Source organism: Bizionia myxarmorum, assembly GCF_008086205.1.
GTDB lineage: Bacteria > Bacteroidota > Bacteroidia > Flavobacteriales > Flavobacteriaceae > Algorimicrobium > Algorimicrobium myxarmorum.
The window spans coordinates 275141-301337 of the sequence record NZ_VSKK01000003.1 but is presented as its reverse complement, the minus strand read 5'-3'; the positions used below and the strand labels follow the sequence as shown (position 1 = coordinate 301337).

25 protein-coding genes are annotated in these 26197 nt (G+C 33.9%); 16 read left to right on the top strand and 9 right to left on the bottom strand.

Going from position 1 to position 26197, the window contains the following annotated elements:
* Window positions 1–144 precede the first annotated feature (144 nt).
* From dnaK to ES674_RS12565, 4 genes are all read left to right on the top strand, one after another.
* Window positions 145–2055, top strand: coding sequence for a molecular chaperone DnaK (dnaK, locus tag ES674_RS12580; RefSeq protein WP_148404497.1), 1911 nt, complete (start codon window positions 145–147; stop codon window positions 2053–2055).
* 463 nt (window positions 2056–2518) lie between these two features.
* Complete coding sequence (locus ES674_RS15640; protein WP_246126043.1) at window positions 2519–2962, top strand: class I SAM-dependent methyltransferase; 444 nt, start codon at window positions 2519–2521, stop codon at window positions 2960–2962.
* A gap of 75 nt (window positions 2963–3037) precedes the next feature.
* Window positions 3038–4012 carry an NAD(P)H-dependent flavin oxidoreductase gene (locus ES674_RS12570; RefSeq protein ID WP_148404493.1) on the top strand — a complete coding sequence of 325 codons (975 nt, stop codon included), beginning with the start codon at window positions 3038–3040 and terminating at the stop codon, window positions 4010–4012.
* A 191-nt stretch (window positions 4013–4203) separates the two neighbouring features.
* Window positions 4204–5958, top strand: coding sequence for a serine hydrolase (locus tag ES674_RS12565; RefSeq protein ID WP_148404491.1), 1755 nt, complete (start codon window positions 4204–4206; stop codon window positions 5956–5958).
* Window positions 5959–6009: 51 nt separating this feature from the next.
* Here the strand turns inward: ES674_RS12565 and ES674_RS12560 are convergent, their stop codons facing one another.
* Window positions 6010–6585: a GNAT family N-acetyltransferase gene (locus ES674_RS12560; protein ID WP_148404489.1), complete on the bottom strand. Its 576-nt coding sequence runs from the start codon at window positions 6583–6585 to the stop codon at window positions 6010–6012.
* Window positions 6586–7227: an alpha/beta hydrolase gene (locus ES674_RS12555; RefSeq protein WP_148404487.1), complete on the bottom strand. Its 642-nt coding sequence runs from the start codon at window positions 7225–7227 to the stop codon at window positions 6586–6588.
* 52 nt (window positions 7228–7279) lie between these two features.
* Here ES674_RS12555 and ES674_RS12550 point away from each other — a divergent pair, with 52 nt between their 5' ends.
* The 5 genes from ES674_RS12550 (at window position 7280) to ES674_RS12530 (ending at window position 12064) form a co-directional block, all read left to right on the top strand.
* On the top strand, window positions 7280–7705 hold the full coding sequence (locus ES674_RS12550; protein WP_148404485.1) for a PaaI family thioesterase: 426 nt from the start codon (window positions 7280–7282) through the stop codon (window positions 7703–7705).
* A gap of 3 nt (window positions 7706–7708) precedes the next feature.
* Window positions 7709–8845, top strand: a complete 1137-nt coding sequence (locus tag ES674_RS12545) for a chorismate-binding protein (protein ID WP_148404483.1) — start codon at window positions 7709–7711, stop codon at window positions 8843–8845.
* Window positions 8846–8895: 50 nt separating this feature from the next.
* The gene (gene menD, locus ES674_RS12540; protein WP_148404481.1) at window positions 8896–10656 is read left to right on the top strand and encodes a 2-succinyl-5-enolpyruvyl-6-hydroxy-3-cyclohexene-1-carboxylate synthase; all 1761 of its coding nucleotides are present in this window, start codon (window positions 8896–8898) and stop codon (window positions 10654–10656) included.
* An 87-nt stretch (window positions 10657–10743) separates the two neighbouring features.
* Window positions 10744–11082: a DUF2853 family protein gene (locus tag ES674_RS12535; protein WP_148404479.1), complete on the top strand. Its 339-nt coding sequence runs from the start codon at window positions 10744–10746 to the stop codon at window positions 11080–11082.
* Between the two features lie 148 nt (window positions 11083–11230).
* Entirely contained in the window at window positions 11231–12064 is an 834-nt protein-coding gene (locus tag ES674_RS12530) for a CvfB family protein (RefSeq protein WP_148404477.1), read from the top strand.
* A 2-nt stretch (window positions 12065–12066) separates the two neighbouring features.
* Here the strand turns inward: ES674_RS12530 and ES674_RS15435 are convergent, their stop codons facing one another.
* Both ES674_RS15435 and ES674_RS12525 read right to left on the bottom strand, forming a co-directional pair.
* On the bottom strand, window positions 12067–12225 hold the full coding sequence (locus tag ES674_RS15435; protein ID WP_170234014.1) for a hypothetical protein: 159 nt from the start codon (window positions 12223–12225) through the stop codon (window positions 12067–12069).
* A 268-nt stretch (window positions 12226–12493) separates the two neighbouring features.
* Window positions 12494–13612: a C1 family peptidase gene (locus ES674_RS12525; RefSeq protein ID WP_148404475.1), complete on the bottom strand. Its 1119-nt coding sequence runs from the start codon at window positions 13610–13612 to the stop codon at window positions 12494–12496.
* A 51-nt stretch (window positions 13613–13663) separates the two neighbouring features.
* Here ES674_RS12525 and ES674_RS12520 point away from each other — a divergent pair, with 51 nt between their 5' ends.
* From ES674_RS12520 to ES674_RS12510, 3 genes are all read left to right on the top strand, one after another.
* Window positions 13664–14503, top strand: a complete 840-nt coding sequence (locus tag ES674_RS12520) for a 1,4-dihydroxy-2-naphthoyl-CoA synthase (RefSeq protein ID WP_148404473.1) — start codon at window positions 13664–13666, stop codon at window positions 14501–14503.
* A gap of 9 nt (window positions 14504–14512) precedes the next feature.
* Window positions 14513–15415, top strand: a complete 903-nt coding sequence (gene menA / locus ES674_RS12515; RefSeq protein WP_148404471.1) for a 1,4-dihydroxy-2-naphthoate octaprenyltransferase — start codon at window positions 14513–14515, stop codon at window positions 15413–15415.
* A gap of 77 nt (window positions 15416–15492) precedes the next feature.
* A complete protein-coding gene (locus ES674_RS12510; protein WP_148404469.1) occupies window positions 15493–16170 on the top strand; it encodes a metal-dependent hydrolase in 678 nt (225 codons plus the stop codon).
* Window positions 16171–16173: 3 nt separating this feature from the next.
* Here ES674_RS12510 and ES674_RS12505 read toward each other — a convergent pair whose 3' ends face one another.
* Window positions 16174–16965 (bottom strand): SDR family oxidoreductase, encoded by a 792-nt coding sequence (locus ES674_RS12505; RefSeq protein WP_148404468.1) that lies wholly within the window; start codon window positions 16963–16965, stop codon window positions 16174–16176.
* A 28-nt stretch (window positions 16966–16993) separates the two neighbouring features.
* A complete protein-coding gene (locus ES674_RS12500) occupies window positions 16994–17938 on the bottom strand; it encodes a sterol desaturase family protein (RefSeq protein WP_148404466.1) in 945 nt (314 codons plus the stop codon).
* Between the two features lie 58 nt (window positions 17939–17996).
* Here ES674_RS12500 and ES674_RS12495 point away from each other — a divergent pair, with 58 nt between their 5' ends.
* The 4 genes from ES674_RS12495 (at window position 17997) to ES674_RS12480 (ending at window position 22637) form a co-directional block, all read left to right on the top strand.
* The gene (locus ES674_RS12495) at window positions 17997–19031 is read left to right on the top strand and encodes an o-succinylbenzoate synthase (protein ID WP_148404464.1); all 1035 of its coding nucleotides are present in this window, start codon (window positions 17997–17999) and stop codon (window positions 19029–19031) included.
* A gap of 27 nt (window positions 19032–19058) precedes the next feature.
* Window positions 19059–20018, top strand: a complete 960-nt coding sequence (locus tag ES674_RS12490; RefSeq protein WP_148404462.1) for a CPBP family intramembrane glutamic endopeptidase — start codon at window positions 19059–19061, stop codon at window positions 20016–20018.
* A 5-nt stretch (window positions 20019–20023) separates the two neighbouring features.
* On the top strand, window positions 20024–21091 hold the full coding sequence (locus tag ES674_RS12485) for an AMP-binding protein (RefSeq protein ID WP_148404460.1): 1068 nt from the start codon (window positions 20024–20026) through the stop codon (window positions 21089–21091).
* Between the two features lie 73 nt (window positions 21092–21164).
* On the top strand, window positions 21165–22637 hold the full coding sequence (locus ES674_RS12480) for a carboxypeptidase-like regulatory domain-containing protein (protein ID WP_148404458.1): 1473 nt from the start codon (window positions 21165–21167) through the stop codon (window positions 22635–22637).
* A 102-nt stretch (window positions 22638–22739) separates the two neighbouring features.
* Here ES674_RS12480 and ES674_RS12475 read toward each other — a convergent pair whose 3' ends face one another.
* From ES674_RS12475 to ES674_RS12465, 3 genes are read right to left on the bottom strand one after another with little or no spacing between them, the layout of a single operon-like run.
* The gene (locus tag ES674_RS12475; RefSeq protein ID WP_148404456.1) at window positions 22740–23621 is read right to left on the bottom strand and encodes a hypothetical protein; all 882 of its coding nucleotides are present in this window, start codon (window positions 23619–23621) and stop codon (window positions 22740–22742) included.
* Window positions 23621–24478, bottom strand: coding sequence for a hypothetical protein (locus ES674_RS12470; RefSeq protein WP_148404454.1), 858 nt, complete (start codon window positions 24476–24478; stop codon window positions 23621–23623). The genes ES674_RS12475 and ES674_RS12470 overlap by 1 nt, the downstream gene beginning before the upstream one ends.
* Window positions 24479–24484: 6 nt before the next feature.
* Window positions 24485–26113 (bottom strand): acyl-CoA carboxylase subunit beta, encoded by a 1629-nt coding sequence (locus ES674_RS12465; RefSeq protein ID WP_148404630.1) that lies wholly within the window; start codon window positions 26111–26113, stop codon window positions 24485–24487.
* Window positions 26114–26197: the final 84 nt, after the last annotated feature.

Sequence of the window (26197 nt, the reverse complement as noted above, 5' to 3'; positions counted from 1 at the left end):
TTATACATATTAACATAGTAATATGACATCGTGTCATATTTTTTGGAGTGGCACAATCCTTGTCTATTACTATTCGAAATTAAACAAGAACACAACGTTTCCAAGTAGCCTTGGGAATTATAAATTAAAAGAAATATACATATTATGAGTAAAATTATTGGAATCGATTTAGGTACAACTAACTCTTGCGTTTCTGTAATGGAAGGTAATGAACCTGTTGTAATACCAAATGCAGAAGGTAAAAGAACAACTCCATCTGTAATCGCTTTCGTTGAAGGCGGTGAAATTAAAGTTGGAGATCCAGCAAAACGTCAAGCCGTTACCAATCCAACAAAAACGGTTTATTCTATTAAACGTTTTATGGGTAATAAGTTTTCTGATTCTTCAAAAGAAGCAGGACGCGTACCATATAAGGTAGTAAAAGGTGACAACGATACGCCACGTGTGGATATTGATGGTCGTTTATATACACCACAAGAATTATCAGCTATGATTCTTCAAAAAATGAAGAAAACTGCTGAAGATTATTTAGGTCAAACAGTAACACGTGCTGTAATTACAGTACCTGCTTACTTTAATGACTCACAACGTCAAGCAACTAAAGAAGCTGGAGAAATTGCAGGTTTAAAAGTAGAACGTATTATTAACGAACCTACTGCTGCTGCTTTAGCTTACGGAATGGACAAAAAGGGAACTGACCAAAAAATCGTAGTATTCGATTTTGGTGGTGGAACTCATGATGTATCTATTTTAGAATTAGGTGATGGTGTTTTTGAAGTATTATCTACTGAAGGCGATACGCATTTGGGTGGTGATGATGTGGATGAAAAAATCATTGATTGGTTAGCTGACGAATTCAAATCTGAAGAAGATATTGATTTACGTAAAGACCCAATGGCTTTACAACGTTTAAAAGAAGCTGCTGAAAAAGCGAAGATTGAATTGTCATCTGCTGCTCAAACAGAAATTAACTTACCATACGTTACGGCTACTGCAAGTGGACCAAAACACTTGGTACGTACACTTACACGTTCAAAATTTGAACAATTAATTGACGATTTAGTAAAACGTACTATTGCACCTTGTGCATCTGCAATGAAATCTGCAGGCTTATCAAAATCGGATATTGATCAAGTAATTTTAGTAGGTGGATCAACACGTATTCCTGCTGTTCAGGAAGCTGTTGAGAAATTCTTCGGCAAAAAACCAAGTAAAGGTGTAAATCCAGATGAAGTTGTATCATTAGGTGCGGCTATTCAAGGTGGTGTTTTATCAGGTGATGTTAAGGATGTGCTTTTATTAGACGTTACACCATTGTCATTAGGTATTGAAACAATGGGTAACGTTATGACGAAGCTTATTGAAGCTAACACAACTATTCCTACTAAAAAATCGCAAGTATTCTCTACAGCGGCTGACAATCAGCCATCTGTTGAAATCCATGTATTACAAGGAGAGCGTGCTATGGCAGCGGATAATAACACAATTGGACGTTTCCATTTAGATGGTATTCCACCATCAAAACGTGGTACACCTCAAATAGAAGTGACGTTTGATATTGATGCCAACGGTATTATTCATGTAACGGCAGGCGATAAAGCGACAGGTAAAACACAGGATATTCGCATTGAAGCATCTTCTGGATTATCTGAAGATGAAATCAAGAAAATGAAAGCGGATGCTGAAGCTAACGCAGAATCTGATGCAAAAGCAAAAGAAACAGCTGAAAAATTGAACAGTGCTGATGCTATGATTTTCCAAACAGAAAGTCAATTGCAAGAATTTGGTGATAAATTATCTGATGATAAGAAAAAACCAATTGAAGAAGCGCTTGAAGAATTGAAGAAAGCTTACGAAACAAAAGATATTGCGGTTATTGACCCAGCTTTAGAGAAAATCAACGAAGCATGGAAAGTAGCAAGCGAAGAAATGTATAAAGCGCAAGCTGATGGCCAACAAGGTGGTGGTGCAGAACCAGGACCTGATGCCAATGCAGGCGGAGATTCTAACGAAGGAAGCGACGTAGAAGACGTGGATTTCGAAGAAGTAAAATAAGTAAAGAGCAAATTCTGGTTTTTTATCAGAATTGTGCGAATCGCTTATCCCAAATTTATTTGGGAACTAATAAAATTAACGCAATCAGAAATGGTTGCGTTTTTTTATTTATAATAATAGGTGTTAAAAAAGTATCTTCGCAAATACCAAGATTTACAACCCCATGTATCAAAACCTTAAAAAAACGCTTAAAAGCTTCTTACCAAAAAAAACCCTTGAAAGAAATGAAACGCTTTTTAGAAGTATTATCTCCATGTTTTATATAGGTAATAAGTATCAATGTAATATATGTGGTTTTAAGTTATCCAAATTTGTTAAAACAGAGAACTGTGATAAGCTATGCCCGAAGTGTGGTAGTGTTTCCAGAAATAGACATTTATATACCTTACTTCAAAATACGTTGGAGAATAAAAGTATATTGCACTTTTCACCTTCAAAAAGCTTAAAAAGCGAAATTCAAAAAATGGATACCCAAACATATATAACTTCAGATTATTTGGGAGAGTTTCAAGCCTTGAAAAATCTTAATATTGAGGCTATTGATGAACCAGATAATACTTATGACGTGATAATTTGTTACCATGTTTTAGAGCATGTTAAACAGGATAAAAAGGCTATGCAGGAGCTTTTTAGAATTCTAAAACCTAATGGTATATGCTATATTCAAACACCTTTTAAAGAGGGTGACATCTATGAAGATAATTCAATTATAACAGAAAAGGGAAGATTAGAACATTTTGGACAAGAAGATCATTTAAGATTCTATTCAGTTTCTGGATTACAATCCAGACTTGAAGAAGCTGGTTTCAAAACACAAAATTTATGTTTTAACGAAAAAGCAGATAACTACTTCGGGTTTTTAGAAAATGAAACTATTATTATCGCTAAAAAAGACTTAAAGTTCTAATTAAAAGCTATGCACGCATAATAAATTCTATTATATTTGTATAAATCCTTTGAGGTCTTTAAAATTATACAAAGCATGCAAACCAAACTCACCGAACTTCTCAAAATTAAGCATCCAATCATTATGGCACCCATGTTTTTGGTTTCCAATACAGCTATGGTTATTGAAGGTATGAAAAGTGGTATTGCGGGTTGTATTCCTGCCTTAAATTACCGAACTTTAAATGAGTTAAGAGATGCCATTGTTGAATTGAAAGCTGCAAAAGGGGCATCCTTACTGCTGGATGGAACGGGTGGCTCTTTCGGTTTTAATTTAATTGTAAATAAATCCAATGTCAAATATCTGGAGCAATTACGCGTAATTTGCGAAGAAGGTTGCGATTTTATAATAACCTCTTTAGGTAGTCCTGAAGAAACCATAAAAGAAGCGCACGCCGTTGGAATCAAAGTTTTGTGTGATGTTACCGATTTACATTTCGCCAAAAAGATAGAGACATTAGGTGCAGACGCTGCTATTGCTGTTAATAGCGAAGCTGGTGGACATCGTGGTAATTTATCACCACAGGAATTAACTAGTTTGCTTAAAAAAGAATTAAAAATTCCAGTTATATCTGCTGGCGGCGTAGGTTGCAAAGCTGATATAGATAGAATGATTAGTTATGGCGCCGATGGTGTTTCTGTAGGAAGTCCATTTATTGCTTCTGTAGAGGCTAGCGTAACACAAGAATATAAGCAAGCCTGTGTAGATTATAATGCTAAAGATATTGTTATGACGGAGCGTATTTCAGGAACACCATGCACAGTTATTAATACGCCTTATGTTCAGAAAATTGGCACGAAATCTACTGGTTTAGAAAAGTTTTTAAATAAAAGTAAAACCCTGAAAAAGTGGGTAAAAATGATTCGTTTTTATATGGGTATGAAAGCCACAGAAAAAGCTGCTATGCAAGCCACTTATAAAACAGTTTGGGTGGCAGGACCGAGTATTGAATACACCAAAGCTATTTTACCAATTAGAGAAATTATAACGAATCTTACTGCAGAATTTTAATAAAAACACATATAATAGTTTCCTAATTGTGCTAGAAGTTTATTAGAAAATATGACACGTTTACTTTGAAACGGAATCATCGTGATATTGGATTAAATCACCAGTTTTTTTAAAAATTATCATTTTTGTTGTAACATAATGGAACATGACGTCGTCCTATAGCTATTATCAATCAATCAAAAATATTTATCATGAAAAAACAATCAGTTCATTTTTTTAACAACTATGCTTATTTACTTATTGCATTGTTATTATGTAGCAGCCTTTCTTTTGGTCAGAACAAAAAAGCGCAATTAGATAAACTTATAGATTCCTATACAGAATACCATAAATTTAATGGTTCGGTTTTAGTTGCAGAAAACGGTAAGGTTATTTATAAGAAAGGTTTTGGTATGGCAAACATGGAATGGGATATTCCAAATAAACCAGACACAAAACATAGATTAGGATCCATAACAAAGCAATTTACAGCTATGCTAATTCTTCAATTGGTAGAAGCTGGCAAAATAGATTTACAAACGCCAATAGCAAAGTATCTTCCAAATTATCCTAAAGCTAATGCCTCTAAAATTACTACACATCACTTATTAACACACTCATCTGGTATTCCAAATTACACATCGTTTCCTGGTTTTATGGAAAAAAACAGCAGAATTCCTTACACACCAACTGAACTTATAAATGTGTTTTCTGAAACACCATTAGACTTTGAGCCTGGAGAACGCTTTAGTTATAGTAATTCTGGATATGTTCTTTTGGGAGATTTAATTGAAAAAGTTTCAGGAAAATCCTATGAGCAGATGCTTCAAGAAAACATATTTACACCTTTAAATATGAAAGATTCGGGCTTTGATCATTATGAAACGATTTTAAAAAATAGAGCATCAGGTTATAGTAAATCGGCTAATGGGTTTATTAATTCAAGCTATATAGACATGTCTGTTCCCTATGCTGCGGGTTCATTATATTCCACAGTTGAGGATTTACACCTATGGGATCAAGCGCTTTACACGAATAAACTAATCACTAAAGAATCAATGGATTTATTCTTTGGCGAACATATATCTGCCAGAGGTGCACATTATGGATACGGATGGTCCATTGGAAATGAAGGCATTGGAAGTACAGACGAAACTATCGAAACTATCAGTCATGGTGGCGGAATAAATGGATTTAACACGTTAATTAGCAGAGCAACATCTGATAAATCTTTAATCGTGTTACTTAACAATACGGGCGGCGCACCACTTGAGGATATAGCGCAAGCTATTCGGGGCATACTGTATAATAAACCGTATGAGTTGTCAAAAAAATCTGTAGCCAATATCCTTTACAAGGATATATTAGAAAAAGGAATGGATGAAGCTTTAAAAAATTATAATATTAATAAAGCATCTAAAAATTATGGTTTAGTTGAAGATGAAATGAACTCAATTGGCTACCAATTACTACGTTCCGAAAAAATGAATGAAGCCCTTACAGTATTAAAATTGAATGTGGACGCATTCCCAAAATCATATAACACCTATGATAGTTATGCTGAAGCGCTCATGACTCAAGGAAACAAGGAGTTAGCCATAAAAAATTATAAAACGTCTTTAGAAATGAATCCCAATAATCAAAATGGGATTGAAATGTTAAAGAAACTTGGAGTAGATGTTTCAGATTTTGAAAAAGAAATTGTAGTGTCAGAGGCTATTTTACAAAGCTATGTAGGTAAATATGAACTTGCTCCAGGTTTTGTACTTTCGGTAACTAAAGAAGGTAATCAGTTAAAAACCCAAGCTACAGGACAAGCTATAGTTGATGTTTTTCCAAAGTCAGAAAACGTGTTTTATTTGAAGGTGGCAACCGCTCAATTGACGTTTAATAAAAATGATGCAGGGGACGTTGAAAGCGTAACCTTATTGCAAGGTGGACAAGAAATAACAGGTAAAAAATTGTAAAACCTAAATGTCATTAAAACAAACCCTTGAAGTTATTTCAGGGGTTTTTGCTTATTTAAAACCAGCAAAAATAGTATTTTTAAGGTGTAGCCATTCTTCTTTTAAAATTCCAAAACAGCAGGTGCTTCGTTTAAAACCATCTAACATCAGCGTGTCTTTTCTTAAAATACCTTCTAACGTTGCTCCAATTTTTTCTACAGCCTTTCTAGATTTCATGTTTCGTTCATCTATGCGGAATTCCACTTTATCAAACGCTAATGTTTCAAAAGCATATTGAAGCATTAAAAATTTGATGTTTTTATTTAATCCAGTTCCTTGAAAGTCTTTACCAATCCAAGTCCAACCAATATGTAAAACTTTGTTTTTATAGTTAATTAGGCCAAAACGAGTGCTTCCAGCATAGGCTTGCTTTCTTTTGTCATAAATAATAAAAGGTATAGCTGTTTTATTAATATAATCTTCAATTGCATTTTGCACATATTCTCTTAATTCTCCCGGCGGAGAAATGGCATTTGGCGCGTAAAAAATTAAATCTTTTTCTTCAGCAATTTCAGTTAAATACTTGTAATTACTCAAATCTAAAAGCGTGAGTTTTACATAATTGTTTTCAAAATAAGCGTTATTCATTTATACGAGTTTATTAATCACATCTACGTTTACATCGTGTTTACCTTCAAAGGGTATTATTTGTAATCGCTTTCCAAATAATTCTTTAGCCCTATTTTCTTCATAAATCATGCGCTCTTTATTTAAATATTCATCTTCGGAACCATAAATAAGGGAGACTTTAGCGTTCTCGTTTAAATATTCAAAATCAGATGCTGTTAATTCTTTAGGAATGCCTCCAGAATGAATTACTAATTGATCACATTTTAACTGCCGTTTGGCTAAATAGCGCGTTGCCACACTGACGCCTTGCGAATAACCTAGAAAAATTAAATTAACGTTTTCAGGAATGGATTCGGCTATTAAAACGGAATCAAAATACCGCATAATATTTTCGGTTTCTTTAACCGTATTTTCTTTGGTTAACCAACTCGCGCCAACATGTTTAAATTTTGGTGGAATGTAGTATTTACTTTGAGCTTGAGGTGCAATAATGTAATTGTCATCAGCATTCAAACCTTGAAAATAACGCAGAAAATACCGACTTAAAAAACCCATACCATGACATACAACCCATACATTTTTTGTAGCATCCGTTAACGTGTTTAAAGTTGCATAACTATTCGTGGTTGTATAAGATATTTCCTTTTCAGTTAGATTCATTTGTAGCAGGTGTTTTGTACTTTTACATTTCGATTTAAAAATACAGAATTTTATGCCAACATCTAAAGAAACCAAACTTAAAGAAATCAATGCGGTTTGCAAAAATACCTTGATGGAAACGCTAGAGATCACCATTTCAGATTTTGGGGTTGATTATTTAATAGCCAAAATGCCTGTAAATTCGCGCGTTTATCAACCTGATGGCGTTTTACACGGGGGCGCAACGGCTGCTTTAGCAGAAAGTGTTGGCAGTTTCGCTTCGCATTTATTTTCAAATTTAGATGAAGTTTTTGTGCGTGGTATTGAAATTACCGCCAACCATATTAAAAGTGTTACAGAAGGCCATGTGTATGCGAAAGCTACTTTTTTACATAAAGGTAGAACAACGCAACTTTTAGATATTCGCGTTACAGATGATGCGGATAATTTAATTTCTATTTGCAGACTTTCAACTATTTCATTACCACGAAAAAAATAAACCATGATATTCTCTGATTTTTTAGAGCGAATTCAAGAGCAATTAACCCAGGAATTACCCTTTGTTGCTTATAGAAAACCGAAAGAATCTAATGTGCAATCTTTTTTGCAAGTTGATTCTATTCTTCATAAAACGACGGAATTTTTAGAAAGCGGATTTGTTTTGGCGCCTTTTAATTTAGAAGAAATGAGTGTGTTAATTCCTTCGGAATCCTCTGAACTTATTATAAGTGATGAAGATACTTTAGAAGAAATTGAATCCAGAGATTATTCAAACAAAAGTTCAGAAATAATCAATGAAGTTTCAGTCAAAAAAAACCATATTTCATTAGTTGAAAAAGGTATCGAAGCTATTCAGGAAAACGTTTTTTCAAAAGTGGTTCTATCCCGTGAAGAACCGGTTTTACTAACCGAAAAAAATCCTATTCAAATTTTTAAAAAACTATTGGCATCTTACCCAACAGCATTTGTTTATGTATGGTATCATCCAAAAGTAGGTTTATGGTTAGGTGCTACGCCTGAAACCTTACTTCAAATAGAAAACAGGGAATTTAAAACGATGGCCTTAGCAGGGACGAAGGTTTATAAAGGCACAACGGATGTTGTTTGGGAAGCAAAAGAATTGGAGGAACAGCAAATTGTGACCAATTTTATAGTTTCAAATTTAGAAAATCAGTTGCAAGCATTAAAAGTTTCTAAAGTTGAAACGGCAAAAGCTGGAACTTTACTGCATTTAAAAACGCATATTTCAGGTCGTATTAATATGGAGGCATCTAGCTTAACACGTATTATTAAAAGTTTACATCCTACACCAGCTGTTTGCGGCATGCCAAAGGAAGCTGCTAAATCGTTTATTATGGAAAATGAACATTATAAACGCGATTTTTACACGGGATTTTTAGGTGAATTAAATCTTAAAAAAGAAGTTTCAAGAAACGCCAACAGACGCAATGTAGAAAACCATGCCTATTTCAGTATAAAAACGGCTTCCAATTTGTTTGTAAATCTTCGTTGTATGCAAATTAAAAACAACGAAGCGCTTTTGTATATCGGTGGTGGTATTACCGATGGTTCCAATCCAATCAAGGAATGGGAGGAAACGGTTTCCAAATCAGAAACCATGAAAAAGGTATTACAATAATTTTTTATCAGTCAGCTATTTGTTATTTTTACAGATAGATTCAATCTTACATGCAATACCCAAAAATCCCGCTTGCTCAAACCATTATTCAGCTTTGTAAAGCTAAAAATGTACAACATATTGTTATTTCTCCAGGAAGCCGCAATGCCCCTGTAACAATTGGTTTTTCCAATGACGATTTCTTTACATGTTACAGCATAGTGGATGAACGTTGTGCGGCTTTTTTCGCTTTAGGAATTGCCCAACAAATTAATAAACCAGTTGCAGTTCTTTGCAGTTCAGGAAGTGCCCTTTTAAATTATTATCCTGCTGTTGCTGAAGCCTATTATAGCCATATTCCGCTAGTTGTATTATCTGCGGATAGGCCAAAACATTTAATAGGAATAGGGGATGGGCAAACAATAAACCAACGCGATGTTTTTAAAAATCACGTTATTTATACAGCTAATTTGAGTTCTCAAATGGATGCTGAATTCAAAAATCGGGATGAAGAGGAATCAGCTATTATTAAAAGTATTGAAAACAAATTAGAACGTTTTTTAGGCCGTAAACAAGAATTACAGCAAGAAAACGAGACTGAAATTAATAAGGCTCTGAACAAAGCATTATCCAAACGCGGTCCTGTCCATATTAATATGCCGTTTCACGAGCCTTTATATGAATTAACCGATACTTTAAGCGTAAACCCAAAAATTATTGATTTTGAAAAACGCGCCAGTAAAGTGGACGATTTCATATATAATGATTGCTTAAGTACCTGGAATAGTTCTGCTAAAAAGATGGTTTTGGTGGGTGTTAATCCGCCAAATGCTATTGAGCAAAAATGGTTGGATGAATTAGCAAAAGATAATAGCGTTATTGTTTTCACGGAAACGACTTCTAATATTCATAATCCCGGATTTTTCAATAGTATTGATACCATGATTATGCCTTTGGAGGAAGCTGATTTCAAAGATTTGCAGCCTGATATTCTTTTAACTTTTGGCGGATTGATTGTTTCAAAAAAAATAAAATCCTTTTTAAGAGCGTATCGTCCCAAAGAACATTGGCATATTGACAGAGATTACGCAAATGATACTTTTTTCAGTTTAGAAAAACATATTGAAACAACGCCCAATAATTTCTTTGAAACCTTTTTAACACAAATCACTCATTTTGTAAAAAGTGATTATAAAGCCAATTGGGAAAAAGTTAGAAATCATAGAAAAGAAAAGCATGCTGAATATTTAGAGGAAATTCCTTTTAGCGATTTTCAAGCTTTTGACGTGTTATTTAAAACATTGCCTAATAACATCGCCTTGCAATTAGGAAATAGTTCTACTATTAGATATGCACAACTTTTTGACATTCATAAAAGTATAGATATCTTTTGTAACCGCGGTACTAGTGGAATTGATGGAAGTACGTCAACGGCCATTGGTTGTGCTGTTGCTCAAAGTAAACAAACCGTTTTTATAACGGGCGATTTGAGTTTCTTTTATGATAGTAACGCTCTTTGGAATAATTACATTCCTGCCAATTTCAGGATTATTATTGTTAACAATCAAGGTGGTGGTATTTTCAGGATTTTACCAGGGAATACGCATTCCGAAAATTTTGAAAACTTTTTTGAAACCAAACATGACATGACTGCCAAGCATTTGGCAAATATGTATAAATTCCAATATGGAACAGCTTCAAATGAGGTCCAATTGAAGAATAAATTGAAAGATTTTTACAAAGAATCCGAGCAACCAAAAATTCTGGAAATTTTCACACCCAGAACCTTAAATGATGAGGTATTACGGAATTACTTTAATTTTGTTAAGTAAATTTAATTGAATTATTATATTTTTTAATTTATTGAAAATTGCTTATATTATGGGTGTAATATTAACCACATTTAAAATTTAAAAGACATGAGTAAAAGAGACGAATTAATAGCCAAGTATGCAGCCGATTTAAAAGATAAAATGGGCATGAGTGCAGATATGGATTTATTAACCAAAGTAACCATTGGTTGTGGACCATCTATTTATAATGCTGATGCAGCTACCGTTTCAGGTTCTGATCCTAAAGAATTGGCTACTGTAAAAAATAATTTTTTAATTAAAAAATTAGGCTTAAAAGACAGTCCAGAATTGGATAAAGGTTTAGAAGCTGTTATGGAGCAATACGGAAAGTCAAACCGTAACAAATACAGAGCCGTTGTTTATTATATGTTAACAAAACATTTTAAAAAAGAAGGAATTTACTAAACTGTAAATTTTCAAAAAAACTATAAATTAGAAAACGCCATTTACTACAAGTGGCGTTTTTTTTATGACAATAAATGATTTTTAATGATGTCGTCTAAATCCAAAGAACAGATGCTTATAATATCTTATAAAATATTACCTTTGTAGCATGATAAAAATTGGAGAATACAATACATTAGAAATTTTACGGGAAACAGAACCTGGATTATTTTTAGAAGACAGTGATGGTAATGAAGTTTTATTGCCTAACCGCTACGTGCCAAAGGAATTTAAAATTTGGGATAAGCTGGATGTATTTGTGTATCTCGATAATGAGGAGCGTCTAGTAGCCGTTACGGATAAACCTTATATAACACGAGGTGATTTTGCTTTACTGCGTTGTAACGCGATTACAGAGCACGGCGCTTTTCTGGATTGGGGAATGGTAAAGGAATTATTCTGTCCTTTTAGAGAGCAAGCCTTTAAAATGAAAAAAGGCGGTTGGTATTTGGTGTATTGCTTTTTAGATGATGAATCTAATCGATTAGTTGCCTCTAGTAAAACCAATCATTTTTTAGATAATAAAGAATTAACCGTTTTACCTTATCAGGAAGTGGATTTAATTGTTTCGCATCCTTCAGATATGGGTATGAACGTTATTGTGAATAAAAAACATCTTGGTTTAATTTTCAATGATGATATCTTCCAAGATTTATCCGTGGGTGACCGATTAAAAGGTTACGTTAAAAAAATCCGTGAAGACAATAAGCTAGATATTGTACTTGGTAAAATTGGTTATAGAAGTATTGAACCAAATGCGGATTTAATCATGAAAGAACTCCAAGATCATGGTGGATATCTAAACTTAACTGACAAATCAGATCCAGAAGCTATTAAAAATCTTTTACAGATGAGTAAAAAGAGTTTTAAAAAGGCTGTTGGTACACTTTACAAGCAAAAATTGATTGAAATTAAAGACGACGGCATCTATTTAGCAGAATAAATTTATGCTGTATTAATTTTCTCAACAATCCAATGTTCAGCCGATTTCATATTAGGGAATAGGCGTCTTTTCATGGTTTTAAAGAAGTGATTTTCTAGATCGAAATTTATAGCTAAAGCATCATCTCGGGTTACTACAGCTGTGGCAATTAGGTTTGGCAATTCGAGCTCTAATTTTTTGGCATCACTAGGGACTTTTGTATACCTATAGAATTTATTTACAATAAGTCCGAAGGGTTTATTCTTGTTCTTGGCATAATAAAGTTTACTTCTAGAAATTATTTCCTGTAAAACATTTTAACAAACATGCACATCTTCGGCGAATTCAACATCTACGGAATCTTTGAAAAAATAGAAGTCGGCAATTTGTAAACTTAAATATTTTCTGATATGCCGTTTTAATTAGGAATTGAGGACTTTAGTAGGCGTTTTATAGGTTTAATTTTTTCTTCAAATCTTTTGTAAGGGCATCTTTATGTACCATTACTGAAATTGTTTTTAAACGCATAAAAGCTTCGCTCATATAGATATATCCAGCGTTAGCAACACGATTTTCATCATTTCCCCAAGAATTTTTCACTTTATAATAAATGGTTCCGTTCTGATCTTTTAACATCCCAGTAATGTGCATTAAATGATCATCAGTGGTGGCGTAATTTTCAAATTCTTGCTGTCTATATTCTGGTGTAATCTTCTTTTCTGGTCTTACACTAATAATAGCTTCAGCCGCAGTGTCATCATTTTCAGGAATAACAGCGATACCATGTTTAGCAGAAAATGTTTTTTCACTAACATCACAATCTAATTCAACCGTGAAACCATTTTCTAAAGCATTATTAATAGTGCCCATAAGCTCATCCAATTTTACATTATGAAAACTACCATTTGAAAAATTATCAGGAAGATTTAAAATGAAATTCGAGTAAAACGGTTGATGCGTAAAAGAGGTAATGCTGACGTAATTATCTGGATTGATTTTAGTCATAGCCTGAAACGACTTGGGCGTATATTCTACACCTTCATAAGAAAATTTTGAAATAGCTTTACCTAAATACGTATCTAAAGTTCCATTAACAACAGCTTGCCATTTAGGCGATAAGCTTCTTCCTGGATTATCAATATAAACATCTAACATACCTTTTAAAACGGCAACCATTTCAGCATGGTTATGTCCGTTAGCATCCATATCCAAACCGCTATAAACGGATTGTGGTACCAAACCATAATCTTTGATGCTGTTCATCACATCATGGGCTAAACCGCCTTCACTAAATTGTGCTTTACCTTGACGCATAACATAATTCCATGCTTTTTTAGGATAGGTGTGACGCACTTGAAACATTTCTGAAATATCAATATTTTTACCAGTCATACGCATAATTTCACTTTCCAAAAACGATGACGTTGAAAAACTCCAGCATGTTCCAGTATTTCCTTGACTGATAACATCGGTAGTTTCTAAATCAATAACAGTTTTAAATGTATAACTTTGTGAAAAGCTAGTTGAAAAGGTAAATAGCAGGATTAATAAAAATAGAATATTTCTCATGGAACTAAATTGTTAGATAAATAATAATTAATTTTGATAAAAATAAAGAAAATGAGTGTAATAAACTGGAAAACGGTTAAAGAATATGAAGATATCACCTATCAAAAGTGTGATGGGGTAGCGCGTATTGCTTTTAATAGACCAGATGTCAGAAATGCTTTTCGTCCAAAAACGACCAAGGAATTATATGAAGCTTTTTATGATGCCGGGGAAGATGTGAATATTGGTGTTGTATTATTATCTGCTGAAGGACCTTCAAGTAAGGATGGTGTTTATAGTTTTTGCTCTGGCGGCGACCAAAAAGCTCGTGGTCATCAAGGTTATGTAGGTGAAGATGGCTACCACCGTTTAAATATTTTGGAAGTGCAACGCTTAATTCGTTTTATGCCAAAAGCGGTTATTGCCGTAGTTCCAGGTTGGGCTGTTGGTGGCGGACATAGTTTACATGTGGTTTGCGATTTAACACTTGCCAGTAAAGAACACGCTATTTTTAAGCAAACGGATGCCGATGTGACTAGCTTTGATGGTGGTTACGGATCGGCATACTTGGCCAAAATGGTGGGACAGAAAAGAGCACGTGAAATTTTCTTTTTAGGTCGAAATTACTCGGCTCAAGAAGCTTATGAAATGGGCATGGTTAACGCCGTAATTCCCCATGATGAGCTAGAAACAACTGCTTTTGAATGGGCACAAGAAATTTTAGGAAAATCGCCAACTTCCATTAGAATGTTGAAATTCGCTATGAATTTAACTGATGATGGCATGGTAGGACAACAAGTTTTTGCAGGTGAAGCAACCCGATTAGCTTATATGACGGATGAAGCTAAAGAAGGTCGCGATGCCTTCTTAGAAAAGCGAAAACCTAATTTCCCTAAAAAGTGGATTCCTTAAATAAAAACTATGCCATCATTTAAACATTGGGTTTCAGCAGCGCGCCTTCGTACGTTGCCATTATCTATTTCTGGAATTATAATTGCCACTTGTTTTGCAGCCTATAATGGGTATATGAATTGGTATATTTTCATTTTAGCCATTTTAACAACCTTGGCTTTACAAGTGCTTTCTAATTTTGCTAATGATTATGGCGATGGTGTAAAAGGTACTGATAATCACGAACGTGTTGGTCCACTTCGCGCTTTACAAAGTGGAGAGGTGTCTCCAGAGCAAATGTTTACTGCTATTAAAATCAATATTCTGATTATTATAGTTTTGGTTGTATCTTTACTTTTTAGCGCTTTTGGCATGCGCCATTTTTTATATACCATGTTGTTTTTAAGTATGGGAGGTTTATCCGTTTATTCGGCAATTACTTATACAGTGGGCGAGTCTGCCTACGGTTATAAAGGATTGGGCGATATTTTTGTTTTTGTTTTCTTCGGATTAGTTAGCGGATTGGGAACCTATTTTTTATATGCCTTAAAAATTGATCATGTTATTATTCTGCCGGCTTGTGCTATTGGTCTTTTGAGTGTCGCCGTTTTAAATTTGAATAATATGCGCGATATCAATTCGGATAGAAATTCGAATAAAATTACCTTGGCCGTAAAATTAGGATTAAACAAAGCCAAACGCTATCACTATTTTTTAATAGTTGGTGCTATCATTATTTCTATTGTTTTCGCTATTTTATATTATGTATCTCCTTTCAATTTTATGTTTATGATTATGTTTATCCCCTTGATAAAACATATTATTTACGTTAAGAAAGTTACAGTGCCTTCCATGTTGGATACGGAATTAAAAAAAGTAGCTATTTCGACATTCTTACTCGCTATTTTAATGGGCGTTGGTTATCTTATCTAATATTTTTTATGCTTTTGTAGTGTTGAAATTGTTGAAGATTTTGTATTTTTCAATACATAAATTTAAAATCCTTTTTAATGAAAATTACATTTTACGGACATGCCAGTTTAGGAATAGAAGCAGAGGGTGTTCATATTTTAGTAGATCCTTTTATCACGGGTAACGAAAAAGCATCACATATAGATATTAATACCTTAAAAGCAGATTATATTCTGCTTACGCATGCACATCAAGATCATATTTTGGACGTAGAAGCAATTGCCAAGCGCACGGATGCTGTTATAGTTTCTAACTTTGAAATTGTAACGTATTTTCAAAATAAAGGATTGGAAGGGCACCCTATGAATCATGGTGGTTCTTGGGATTTTGAATTTGGTGAAGTGAAATACGTAAATGCCATTCACACGTCATCTTTTCCAGATGGCAGTTACGGTGGGCAACCTGGCGGATTTGTTATTGAAGGCGAACATAAAAATATTTATATAGCGGGTGATACGGCTTTAACAATGGATATGAAGCTGATTCCATTGCGCACCAAATTGGACTTGGCCATTTTGCCAATAGGCGATAATTTCACCATGGGAATCGACGATGCTATTTTAGCAAGCGATTTTGTGCAATGTGATAAAATACTCGGCTATCATTATGACACGTTTGGCTATATAGAAATTGATCATGAAGTGGCCAAACGCAAGTTTTTTGAGAAAGATAAAGATTTGATGTTATTGGGAATTGGGGAGAGTTTGGAGTTGTAAATTTTACCGCACTATGCTCCTCAAAGTATACCAATGCAAAAACTTCGGAAAATAGCGTTTCAAGTAAATTCCTAAAACTTCTTTTTTCCCGAAATAAGCTTCAAATTTCTTTTTATGCACGGCTTTTAGCATGCGTTCTGCAAAATCATTAACGTCAAGGCCGTTTTCTGTAGCGGAATCTTGAATATTTTGTTGGCTGCCATCACCGGTTTGCGCATTTTTAGCAACAGCCGTATTTACGAATCCGGGGCAGATTAAAGTAACGGAAATGCCATCTTTTTCATGCTCTAATCGTAGTGTATCAAAAAAACCATGAAGCGCATGTTTTGCGCCGCAATACCCTGAACGGTATGGCGAAGAAAATTTCCCCATTAAACTCGTTACGGTTACAAACTGACCTGATTGTTGCTTAATAAAATAGGGTAGAAGTGCTTTAGAAAGTGCTACGGTTCCGAGATAATCAATTTCCATCAATTTTTTATCGACAGCAATATCCGTTTCTATAATTAGTGAACGTTGACTAATGCCGCCATTGTTTATTAAAATATCAATGTTGCCAAAAAAGGATTGTGCCGTTTCAACAACAAAAGCCATTTCTTGATAATCCGCTAAATCAAAAGGTAAACAAGCAATATTTTGAGGATTTAAGCATGAATTTTTAACGGCTTCTAAATCTTCTAATCGGCGTGAAGAAATAATCAGTTGACAGTTTTGATTATCTAAAGCCATCACTAAAGCTTTGCCAATTCCACTTGAAGCACCCGTAATCCAAATAGTCTGATTGTTAAAATTCATATGTGTTCTAAAAAGTAAGATTTCTCTATTACAAATTTATGTTTTCATTAAACTGCGACTGCGACTGCGACTGCGACTGCGACTGCGCGCTACTCTGCAACCATTCGTCTCGCAAATCACCACTCAATTTTCCAGTTCCATCATGTCTCCAGCCAGGTGGCTTAATTAGATATTGCAAACGCTGTTTAAACGATTTTTTACCGGAGAAAGCATCTATAAATAAATCGCGCCATTCTAAAAAAGCAATTTTAAACGGATTGTACGTCTCAATATTTACCACCAATCCATAAATAACTTTTTCTTCTTTAAGTTCCGGCTGAAACGTGCCAAATAATTTATCCCAAATAATGAGAATACCCGCATGATTTCTATCTAAATACAGCGGATTACTACCATGATGAACGCGGTGATGCGATGGCGTATTCATTACCGCTTCAAACCATTTAGGCATTTTATTGATGGTTTCGGTATGAATCCAGAACTGATAAAGCAGACTAATAGACATTTGTAATAAAATCATGGCGGGATGAAAACCCACTAAAGGCATCCATAACCAAAATACAAAAGTGTAAAATCCGCCAGACCACGTTTGGCGTAATGCCGTACTTAAATTATAATGTTTTGAAGAGTGATGCACGACATGAGATGCCCAAAACAGGCGACTTTCATGTGATATGCGATGAAAAAAATAATAAGATAAATCGTCCGCAAAGAATATCAGAATAAAACTCCACCAAGATATTGGAATAGTAAAAATTCGTAGATTTTCATAAATCCAAAAAAAAGAAAATAACACAACGGCCTTACTCAAAAATTCAATAAAAACATTCCCTATACCCATGGCAATGGACGATAAGGAATCTATTAATTCATAGCTTTTAATCTGCTGTTTTGTAATGACATACATTTCTAACAACATAGCCAGTATAAAAACGGGGATAGCAAATAAAATGAGGTTTGGAAATTCAGGCATTTGGATTGATTTATGATGTCTAAAATACAAAATATTTTGAGTACTTTTGAATCCTTATATGAAAGCAACCTATTATCCATATATTCTCAATTTTAAGCAGCCTAGCGGGACGTCTCGTGGTGTTTTAAAAACGAAAGAAACGTGGTTTATTCGTATTACTGAAAACGGTAAACAAGGAATTGGAGAATGCGGTATTTTGCGCGGTTTAAGTGCGGATGATGTACCCACTTACGTAGATCAACTAAAATGGACCTGTGCTAATATGCATTTAGGTTTACCTGTTTTATATGAAAAATTGCAAGAATTTCCAAGCATTCAATTTGGTTTAGAAATGGCTTTTAAATCTTTGTATTCAGAAAATCCTTTTCTTTTATTTCCTTCAGAATTTACTCAAAACACCAAATCAATTCCAATAAATGGTTTAATTTGGATGGGAACTGAAGCTTTTATGAAGCAGCAAATTCAAGAAAAAATTGAATCGGGCTTCAGTTGTATTAAAATGAAAATTGGAGCCATAGATTTTGAAACTGAATTGGCTTTACTGAAAGCTATTCGAAAAGAATTTTCTGCAGCAGACATAGAGTTGCGTGTGGATGCCAACGGTGCTTTTTCTCCCAATGAAGCTTTAGAAAAATTAAAACGCTTATCGGAATTAAATTTACATTCTATAGAACAGCCTATAAAAGCTGGCCAAATAGAAGAAATGTCTAATTTATGCGCAGAAACGCCAATAGCCATTGCATTAGATGAAGAGTTGATAGGTGTTTTTGAAAGTTCAGAAAAAAAAGTATTATTACAAAAAATAAATCCACAGTATATAATTTTAAAACCTAGTTTTGTTGGTGGTTGGCAAGGTAGTTCGGAATGGATTCAATATGCCGAAAATCAGCGAATAGGATGGTGGGTTACTAGTGCTTTAGAAAGTAATGTGGGCTTAAACGCTATTGCACAATGGACTTACAATCTTAATAACAATTTGCCACAAGGTTTAGGAACTGGCAGTTTATATACTAATAATTTTGACAGTCCATTAACCGTAAAACAAGGTTGCTTATTTTACAATCAGGATAAATCATGGGAATTTAATTTATAACTAACTTTATGCAATACTTTACTTAATATGTACATTTCACAAGCTTTTAAAGGTCTTCACGAGTGGTGGCGTTATATAATTGGAACACTTGCTATTGTTATTGCCGTTGTAGTTGGTCAAATTCCATTTACAGCAGCCGTTTTTATAAAAGCAGTATCAAATGGGGATAGTATTATAGGGATGAATGAAACGGATTTATTGAGTTTATTAGAATCCAATTTAAATCTATTCTTGATGCTTTTATCTTTTGCCGCCGGATTATTAGGAGTCTTTTTAGTAGTAAAGTATTTACACGAACAATCCATTACGTCTTTAACCACTGCTAGAGCCAGAATAGACTGGAAACGGTTTTGGTTTGCTTTTATTTTATGGGGTTTAGTATCTACAAGTTTTATCTTTCTAGATTACTATTCTTCACCAGAAAATTACGTTTTAAACTTTAAACCCGTTCCATTTGTAATTTTATGCTTCATTGCAATTGTTTTGATTCCTATTCAAACTAGTTTTGAGGAATACTTATTTCGGGGCTATCTAATGCAGGGATTAGGCGTGATTACTAAAACAAAATGGATTCCATTACTTACAACGTCTTTAGTTTTTGGATTATTGCACATTGCGAACCCTGAAGTCAAGCAATTGGGCTATGTGGTTATGGTTTACTATATTGGAACAGGCTTGTTTTTAGGAATTATAACTTTAATGGATGACGGGCTTGAGCTAGCGTTAGGTTTTCATGCGGCTAATAATTTATTTACGGCTTTATTAGTAACGGCAGACTGGACTGCTTTTCAAACTCATTCCGTTTTAAAAGATACGTCATTACCGGAAGCAGCTGGATTTATGGATGTATTTATGCCGGTTTTTATTGTATTTCCAATTTTACTTTTCATTTTTTCGAAAAAATATAAATGGAACAATTGGCAACATAGACTCCTAGGAACCGTTATTGAACCATCAAACGACCTCACTAATAGTATAAAAGAATAATTGAAATGACACCAACATTTGATAAAGTACATAACCATTTTCAACTAAATGGCTTTCATTATGATCGCGAAGCTTTAAAGGAAGTCGCATATAGTTACATCAAAGAAGGTGAAGATTTTGAAATCGGTATTGGCGAGTTTTTGGCTGACTGGTTAGATTCTAATGAAACAATTTCAGCCCAAACATCTGGTTCTACAGGATTACCTAAAAAAATTAGTGTTAGTAAGCAGGCCATGGTTCATTCCGCTTTAACGACTGGTAATTTTTTTCAATTAGAACCTAAAGACCGTGCCCTTTTATGTTTACCCGCTGAAACTATTGCGGGTAAAATGATGTTGATTCGTGCTATGATGTTAGGTTGGCATTTGGATATTATTGCACCCAAAAAGATCTTGGATATTAATACGCGAAAAGATTACAAGTTTGCCGCTATGATTCCTATGCAGTTGCAAAGAAACCTTGCTAAAGTTGATAAAATACAAACTATAATTGTTGGTGGTGCGCCAGTTTCCAAAGATTTAATTAAGATAATTCAAGGTATCAAACCTACGATTTTTGAAACCTACGGAATGACAGAAACGGTGAGCCATATTGCGGTAAAGCAACTCAATAACTTTTCCGAAAATGCTACAAACCGGTATTTTCAAGTGCTTCCGGGAATTGTAATTTCTCAAGATGATCGTGATTGTTTGATAATTGATGCCAAGAATATTTCCGAAGCGATAATTATAACGAATGATGTGGTTAAAATTCATGACAAATTATCTTTTGAATGGTTAGGGCGCTTGGACAACGTTATTAATTCTGGCGGTATAAAAATTCATCCTGAAATGGTTGAAAATACCTTAGCATCACACATTGATTCCCGATTTTTCATCACCGCTTTACCCGATAACGAATTGGGCGAACGTGTTGTTCTTATTGTTGAAGGTGAAGAGAAACCTCTAAAAACCGACGTGTTTTCAGGTTTAACAAAGTATGAAATTCCTAAAGAAATTTTCTTTGTAAAATATTTTCAAGAAACACATTCTGGCAAAATTCAACGAAAAAAGACGGTTGCCTCAATCAAATAGAGCTTTCTCTAATTTCCGATTTTATATATAGGATTTGTGTTTTAGGTTTACATAGAATTTAAAACACAAAACCATGAAAAATCTCCTACTATTCGTATTTGTAGCTTTTATAAGTTTACAAGTAAACGCCCAATTACAAACCATTTCTGGAACTATTTCTGATGAAAACGGCTTGCCTTTACCTGGCGTAAATGTTATGATAAAAGACACTTTAGGTGGCATCCAAACTAATTTTGACGGTTTTTATAGTATTCAAGCAAAAGAAGGCGCTGTTATAGTATTTGCATTTATTGGATATAAGACAGAAAATCGTAAAGTTGAAAAGAAATCTACTAGTTTCAGTTTTTCTATGCAAGTTGATTCTGAAGCTTTAGAAGAAGTGATTGTTTCGGCATTAGGAATCAAAAGGAGAGACGTAGCAGATAGAAGCGCTTCTTCTAAAGTATATAATGCGGAGGAGCTAACTCACTATTCTAATCCAAGTTTAGATGGAGGTTCATCTGAAAAAGAAGCGCCAAATTATGAGCCACAATCAGGACAACTTACAGCTGGTGAAATAAATGATATTGAAAAGTGGGATGCTTGGTTGAAAGCACTAAAGAGTAATGACTTTAAGAAAATTCAAGAAAACTGGAAATTTAGTTTGGAGAATAAGGTTGATGTCTCTGTGAGCAACTCAAAAAAACAGCCTCTAAATAACGTTTCTGTGTCATTATATGATGAAAACAATTCTTTAATTATGAAAGGACGCACAGATATTTATGGTAAAATAGTTCTTTTTAAAGATTTAGAAGTTAATTGCCAAAGTGCTTATTATATTGTTCAAACTATTCAAAATGATAACGTTATTGGTAAGAAAATTACCAGTAAAATGAATGCTGTTTCATTTATTCTAAATAATGAATCGTCAACAACCAACAATGTGGATATCATGTTTACTATAGACGCCACAGGATCTATGGGCGATGAAATTGATTATTTGAAATCAGAATTAAAAAATATTATTTCACGATTAGATAAAAGCATCCAACAAAAACGCGTAGCCTTAACGTTTTACAGAGATCGTGGCGATGAATATGTAGTACGTAATTTTGATTTTACTACTGATATTAATGCCGTTCAAACATTTCTGGCCAACCAAAACGCTAATGGTGGCGGCGATTATGAAGAAGCCGTAGAAGAAGCGTTAAAAGTTTCTTTAGCACAAGCGTGGGAAACGGATTCAAAGGCTAAAATTATGTTTTTACTTTTAGATGCACCACCTCATTTTACAGAAGCTATTGTAAAAACAATCAAAGAACAAATTAAAATCGCACAAGAAAAAGGCATTAAAATTATTCCTATCGTAGCAAGTGATGCCAACAAAAATGTCGAATTTTTAATGCGATTCTTTAGTGTCTCTACGAATGGAACTTATGTGTTTTTAACAGATGATAGCGGTATTGGAAATTCACATATGAAACCAACAACCGATGATTTTAAAGTCGAAAAACTCAATGATTTAATTGTTCGCTTAATTGAAAAATATTCAGGAGTAACTAGTTAATAGCCTGAAGGATGCGTGTGAATTTTGCAAAAACAAAAAAGTAACTTGAAAATCGCTATTGATTTTCAAGTTACTTTTCAACTTTAATGAATTTCAAACTATTTAATCTAAATGGAAAAAATTAATCAAAACATTATGTTCTTTTAAAACGCTTTTGGCTTTTTCGTGCTGGACTTCAAAATCTTGTAAAGTGGTGCCTTTGCAAATACCATATGAATAATGATATTTTAAAATTTCCAAATCTAAACTAGTTAACTGCTTATTTTCAGAATAACAATTTGCAAAGTAACTTTCACAGCCCAAATCATTTATTGCATAAAAATGGCCCAATGTACTCACAAATAATTCCTTCAGTTTGTTTGAAATTAAAGCTTGATTATAGAAGATTTTTGTATCAATTTTTACACCGCATCGGTATATTTGGTTTCTAGTATTCCAATGCAAATAATAATCTGAATTGGTATAATTTTTCATCAAGGAATCATATTCATAGTCATCAAACAGGTAAACGACATAATTAGATTCTTCAACTTTTTTAACTTCCGAAATTTGCAAAGAATCTACTTGACTGCTAATCTCTTTTGCCAAAGTCATAATATCCTTTCTTGTTTTCCGAGAAATACTTTCAGAAAAGAAAATCTTTATAGGATCTTTCCAATAACGCATTACTTGCCTCTGATCTGTGGAATCAACACCCGAACTTCTAAATGCAGACTTTTTATAATATTTTAAGAAGCTTTTGTCTTTATATTCATAAGGTACGCTCTTGCCATTCCTGGACATTTTTGGCGTTATTAGAACTAAAGTATCATGTTCTCGCACCACAAAATTCAAAGTATCTTGCTTGGTAAGAGGTGTTTTATATGTTAATTTATAGGCTTTTAATGAGGTATAAATCTTTCTAGAACTTTCTGTGGTGTGTTCTTGCGCTTGACTTATGGAAATGAAGCCAAAAAGAATAAATAGGGTAAAAAGGTTTTTCATTATTTTTGTCTTTGAGCCCATGTTAGCAGGTTTCTGAAATCAGCCAAATAAATTCTTTGATCGTATATTAGAGAATAATGAATTTTCAAAATATTCAAATCAAAATCTAAAATTTCTGCTGAATTATCATAGTCATTATGTAAAAGACTGTTGGTTTCTATGTAATTATCGGCCACAAAATTTCCTAAACTTTTATAAAATAATTGCTTGAGTCTTTTGGTAACATCATCATTGGTCTGGAAACTTTTCAGATGAATTTGTAAAACGCCACCATAAAATTTATTGTTACCATCCGTAACTAATTTATAAGTTGAACCCGTTAAAAGGTCATTCAAGCGGTCTTCTTCTGAATCAAACTCATAGTTTTTATCATAACCATTTACGGCTGTTTCAGTGGATTTAATATGATAATTTGAATTTTTAAATCTCTTTGTAAAGCTAATATCTAGATGCTTTATGTTATCCATTTGTAATTTAGAAATAAAGTTTTTAAAGTCATCTTGAACATCTTTAGGAATATCTTTATCCATATAAATTACAATTGGAACCGACCATTGCATAAGTTGGTAAACAATAGGCGGGTTATCTGTTAAGTAGCAATAAACAACACGTTGATAGTATCCTAACATCCTATTATAATCGTAATTATCGGGAAGTAGAAAATTTAAATCGGCAGAATTATTGCTGTATGGATATAAAATGTCATTTTCTAAAACAAGAAAACGGCCGCTAATATCGGCCGTTTTATCATTTTTAATAACCTGAATTCTTGGTTCTCCAATGCTATCATACTTATTTTGAGCAAAGGATGAAAATACCACGATAAAAAAGCAAAACAAAACTATTAATTTTCTCATATAATTTTAAACCTGTAAAACACCCATATTAAATTGCTTCTCAATAGGAGCGTGGTTAGCCGCTTCAATTCCCAAACTAATCCATTTTCTGGTGTCTAATGGATCAATAATTCCGTCTGTCCAAATTCGCGCTGCCGCATAATAAGGAGAAACTTGATTATCATAACGGTCTTTAATTTCTTTAAAAAGTGCATCTTCTTTTTCTTGTGAAATTTCTTCACCTTTCTTTTTCAACGATGCTTTTTCAATTTGCAACAAAACTTTAGCCGCGCTGTTACCGCTCATAACTGCTAATTCAGCACTTGGCCAAGCAACAATTAATCTTGGATCGTAAGCTTTTCCGCACATGGCATAATTTCCAGCACCGTAACTATTACCTAGAATAATAGTGAATTTTGGTACCACACTATTACTTACAGCATTTACCATTTTAGCACCGTCTTTTATAATACCGCCGTGTTCACTTTTACTTCCTACCATAAATCCGGTAACGTCTTGTAGAAAGACTAAAGGTATTTTCTTCTGGTTACAATTCGCAATAAATCGGGTGGACTTATCAGCTGAATCGTTATAAATAACACCACCAAATTGCATTTCACCTTTTGCGGTTTTTACTAATTTTCGTTGGTTAGCAACAATGCCAACAGCCCAACCGTCGATTCGTGCATAACAGGTGATAATGGTTTTCCCGTAATCGGCTTTGTATTCTTCAAATTCGCTGTTATCTACCAAACGCTTAATGACTTCATACATATCATATTGATCTGCACGCGATTTAGGTATAATACCGTAAATATCTTCAGGATTTTCTTTCGGTTTTTGTGAATCAGCACGGTTGAATCCCGCTTTATCATAATCACCAATTTTATCAATAATATTTTTAATTTTATCTAAAGCATCTTTATCATCTTTAGCTTTATAATCGGTAACTCCAGAAATTTCGCAATGCGTTGTTGCACCACCTAAAGTTTCATTATCTATGGTTTCGCCAATAGCAGCTTTTACCAAATAGCTTCCCGCTAAAAAGATACTTCCCGTTTTATCAACAATTAAGGCTTCATCGCTCATAATAGGTAAATAGGCACCACCAGCAACACAACTACCCATAACAGCAGCAATTTGGGTAATTCCCATGCTACTCATTATGGCGTTATTTCTAAAAATACGACCGAAATGTTCTTTATCTGGAAAAATTTCATCCTGCATTGGTAAATAAACGCCTGCAGAATCCACTAAATATATAATAGGTAATCTATTTTCTATTGAGATTTCTTGAGCACGTAAATTCTTTTTGGCAGTTATTGGAAACCAAGCGCCTGCTTTTACGGTGGCATCATTGGCAACAACTAAACATTGCTTACCTTTTACATAACCCATTTTCACTACCACACCGCCTGAAGGACAACCACCTTGTTCCTCATACATATCTTCGCCTGCAAAAGCGCCAATTTCAATGGATGGTTTTTTAGAATCTAATAAATAATCAACACGTTCACGAGCCGTTAATTTGCCTTTTTCATGTTGATTTTCAATGCTTTTTTTACCGCCGCCAAGTTTTACGTGTGCCAAACGTTTTTTTAATTCTGAAACGAGCAGTTTATTATGATCTTCGTTTTTATTGAAGTTGATGTCCATAGATTTTTTCTTTGCCACGAATTTACGAAAGAAGATGTTGGTTTGAAAGTGAATATTTTGTTAAATAATATTACATGGGAATAG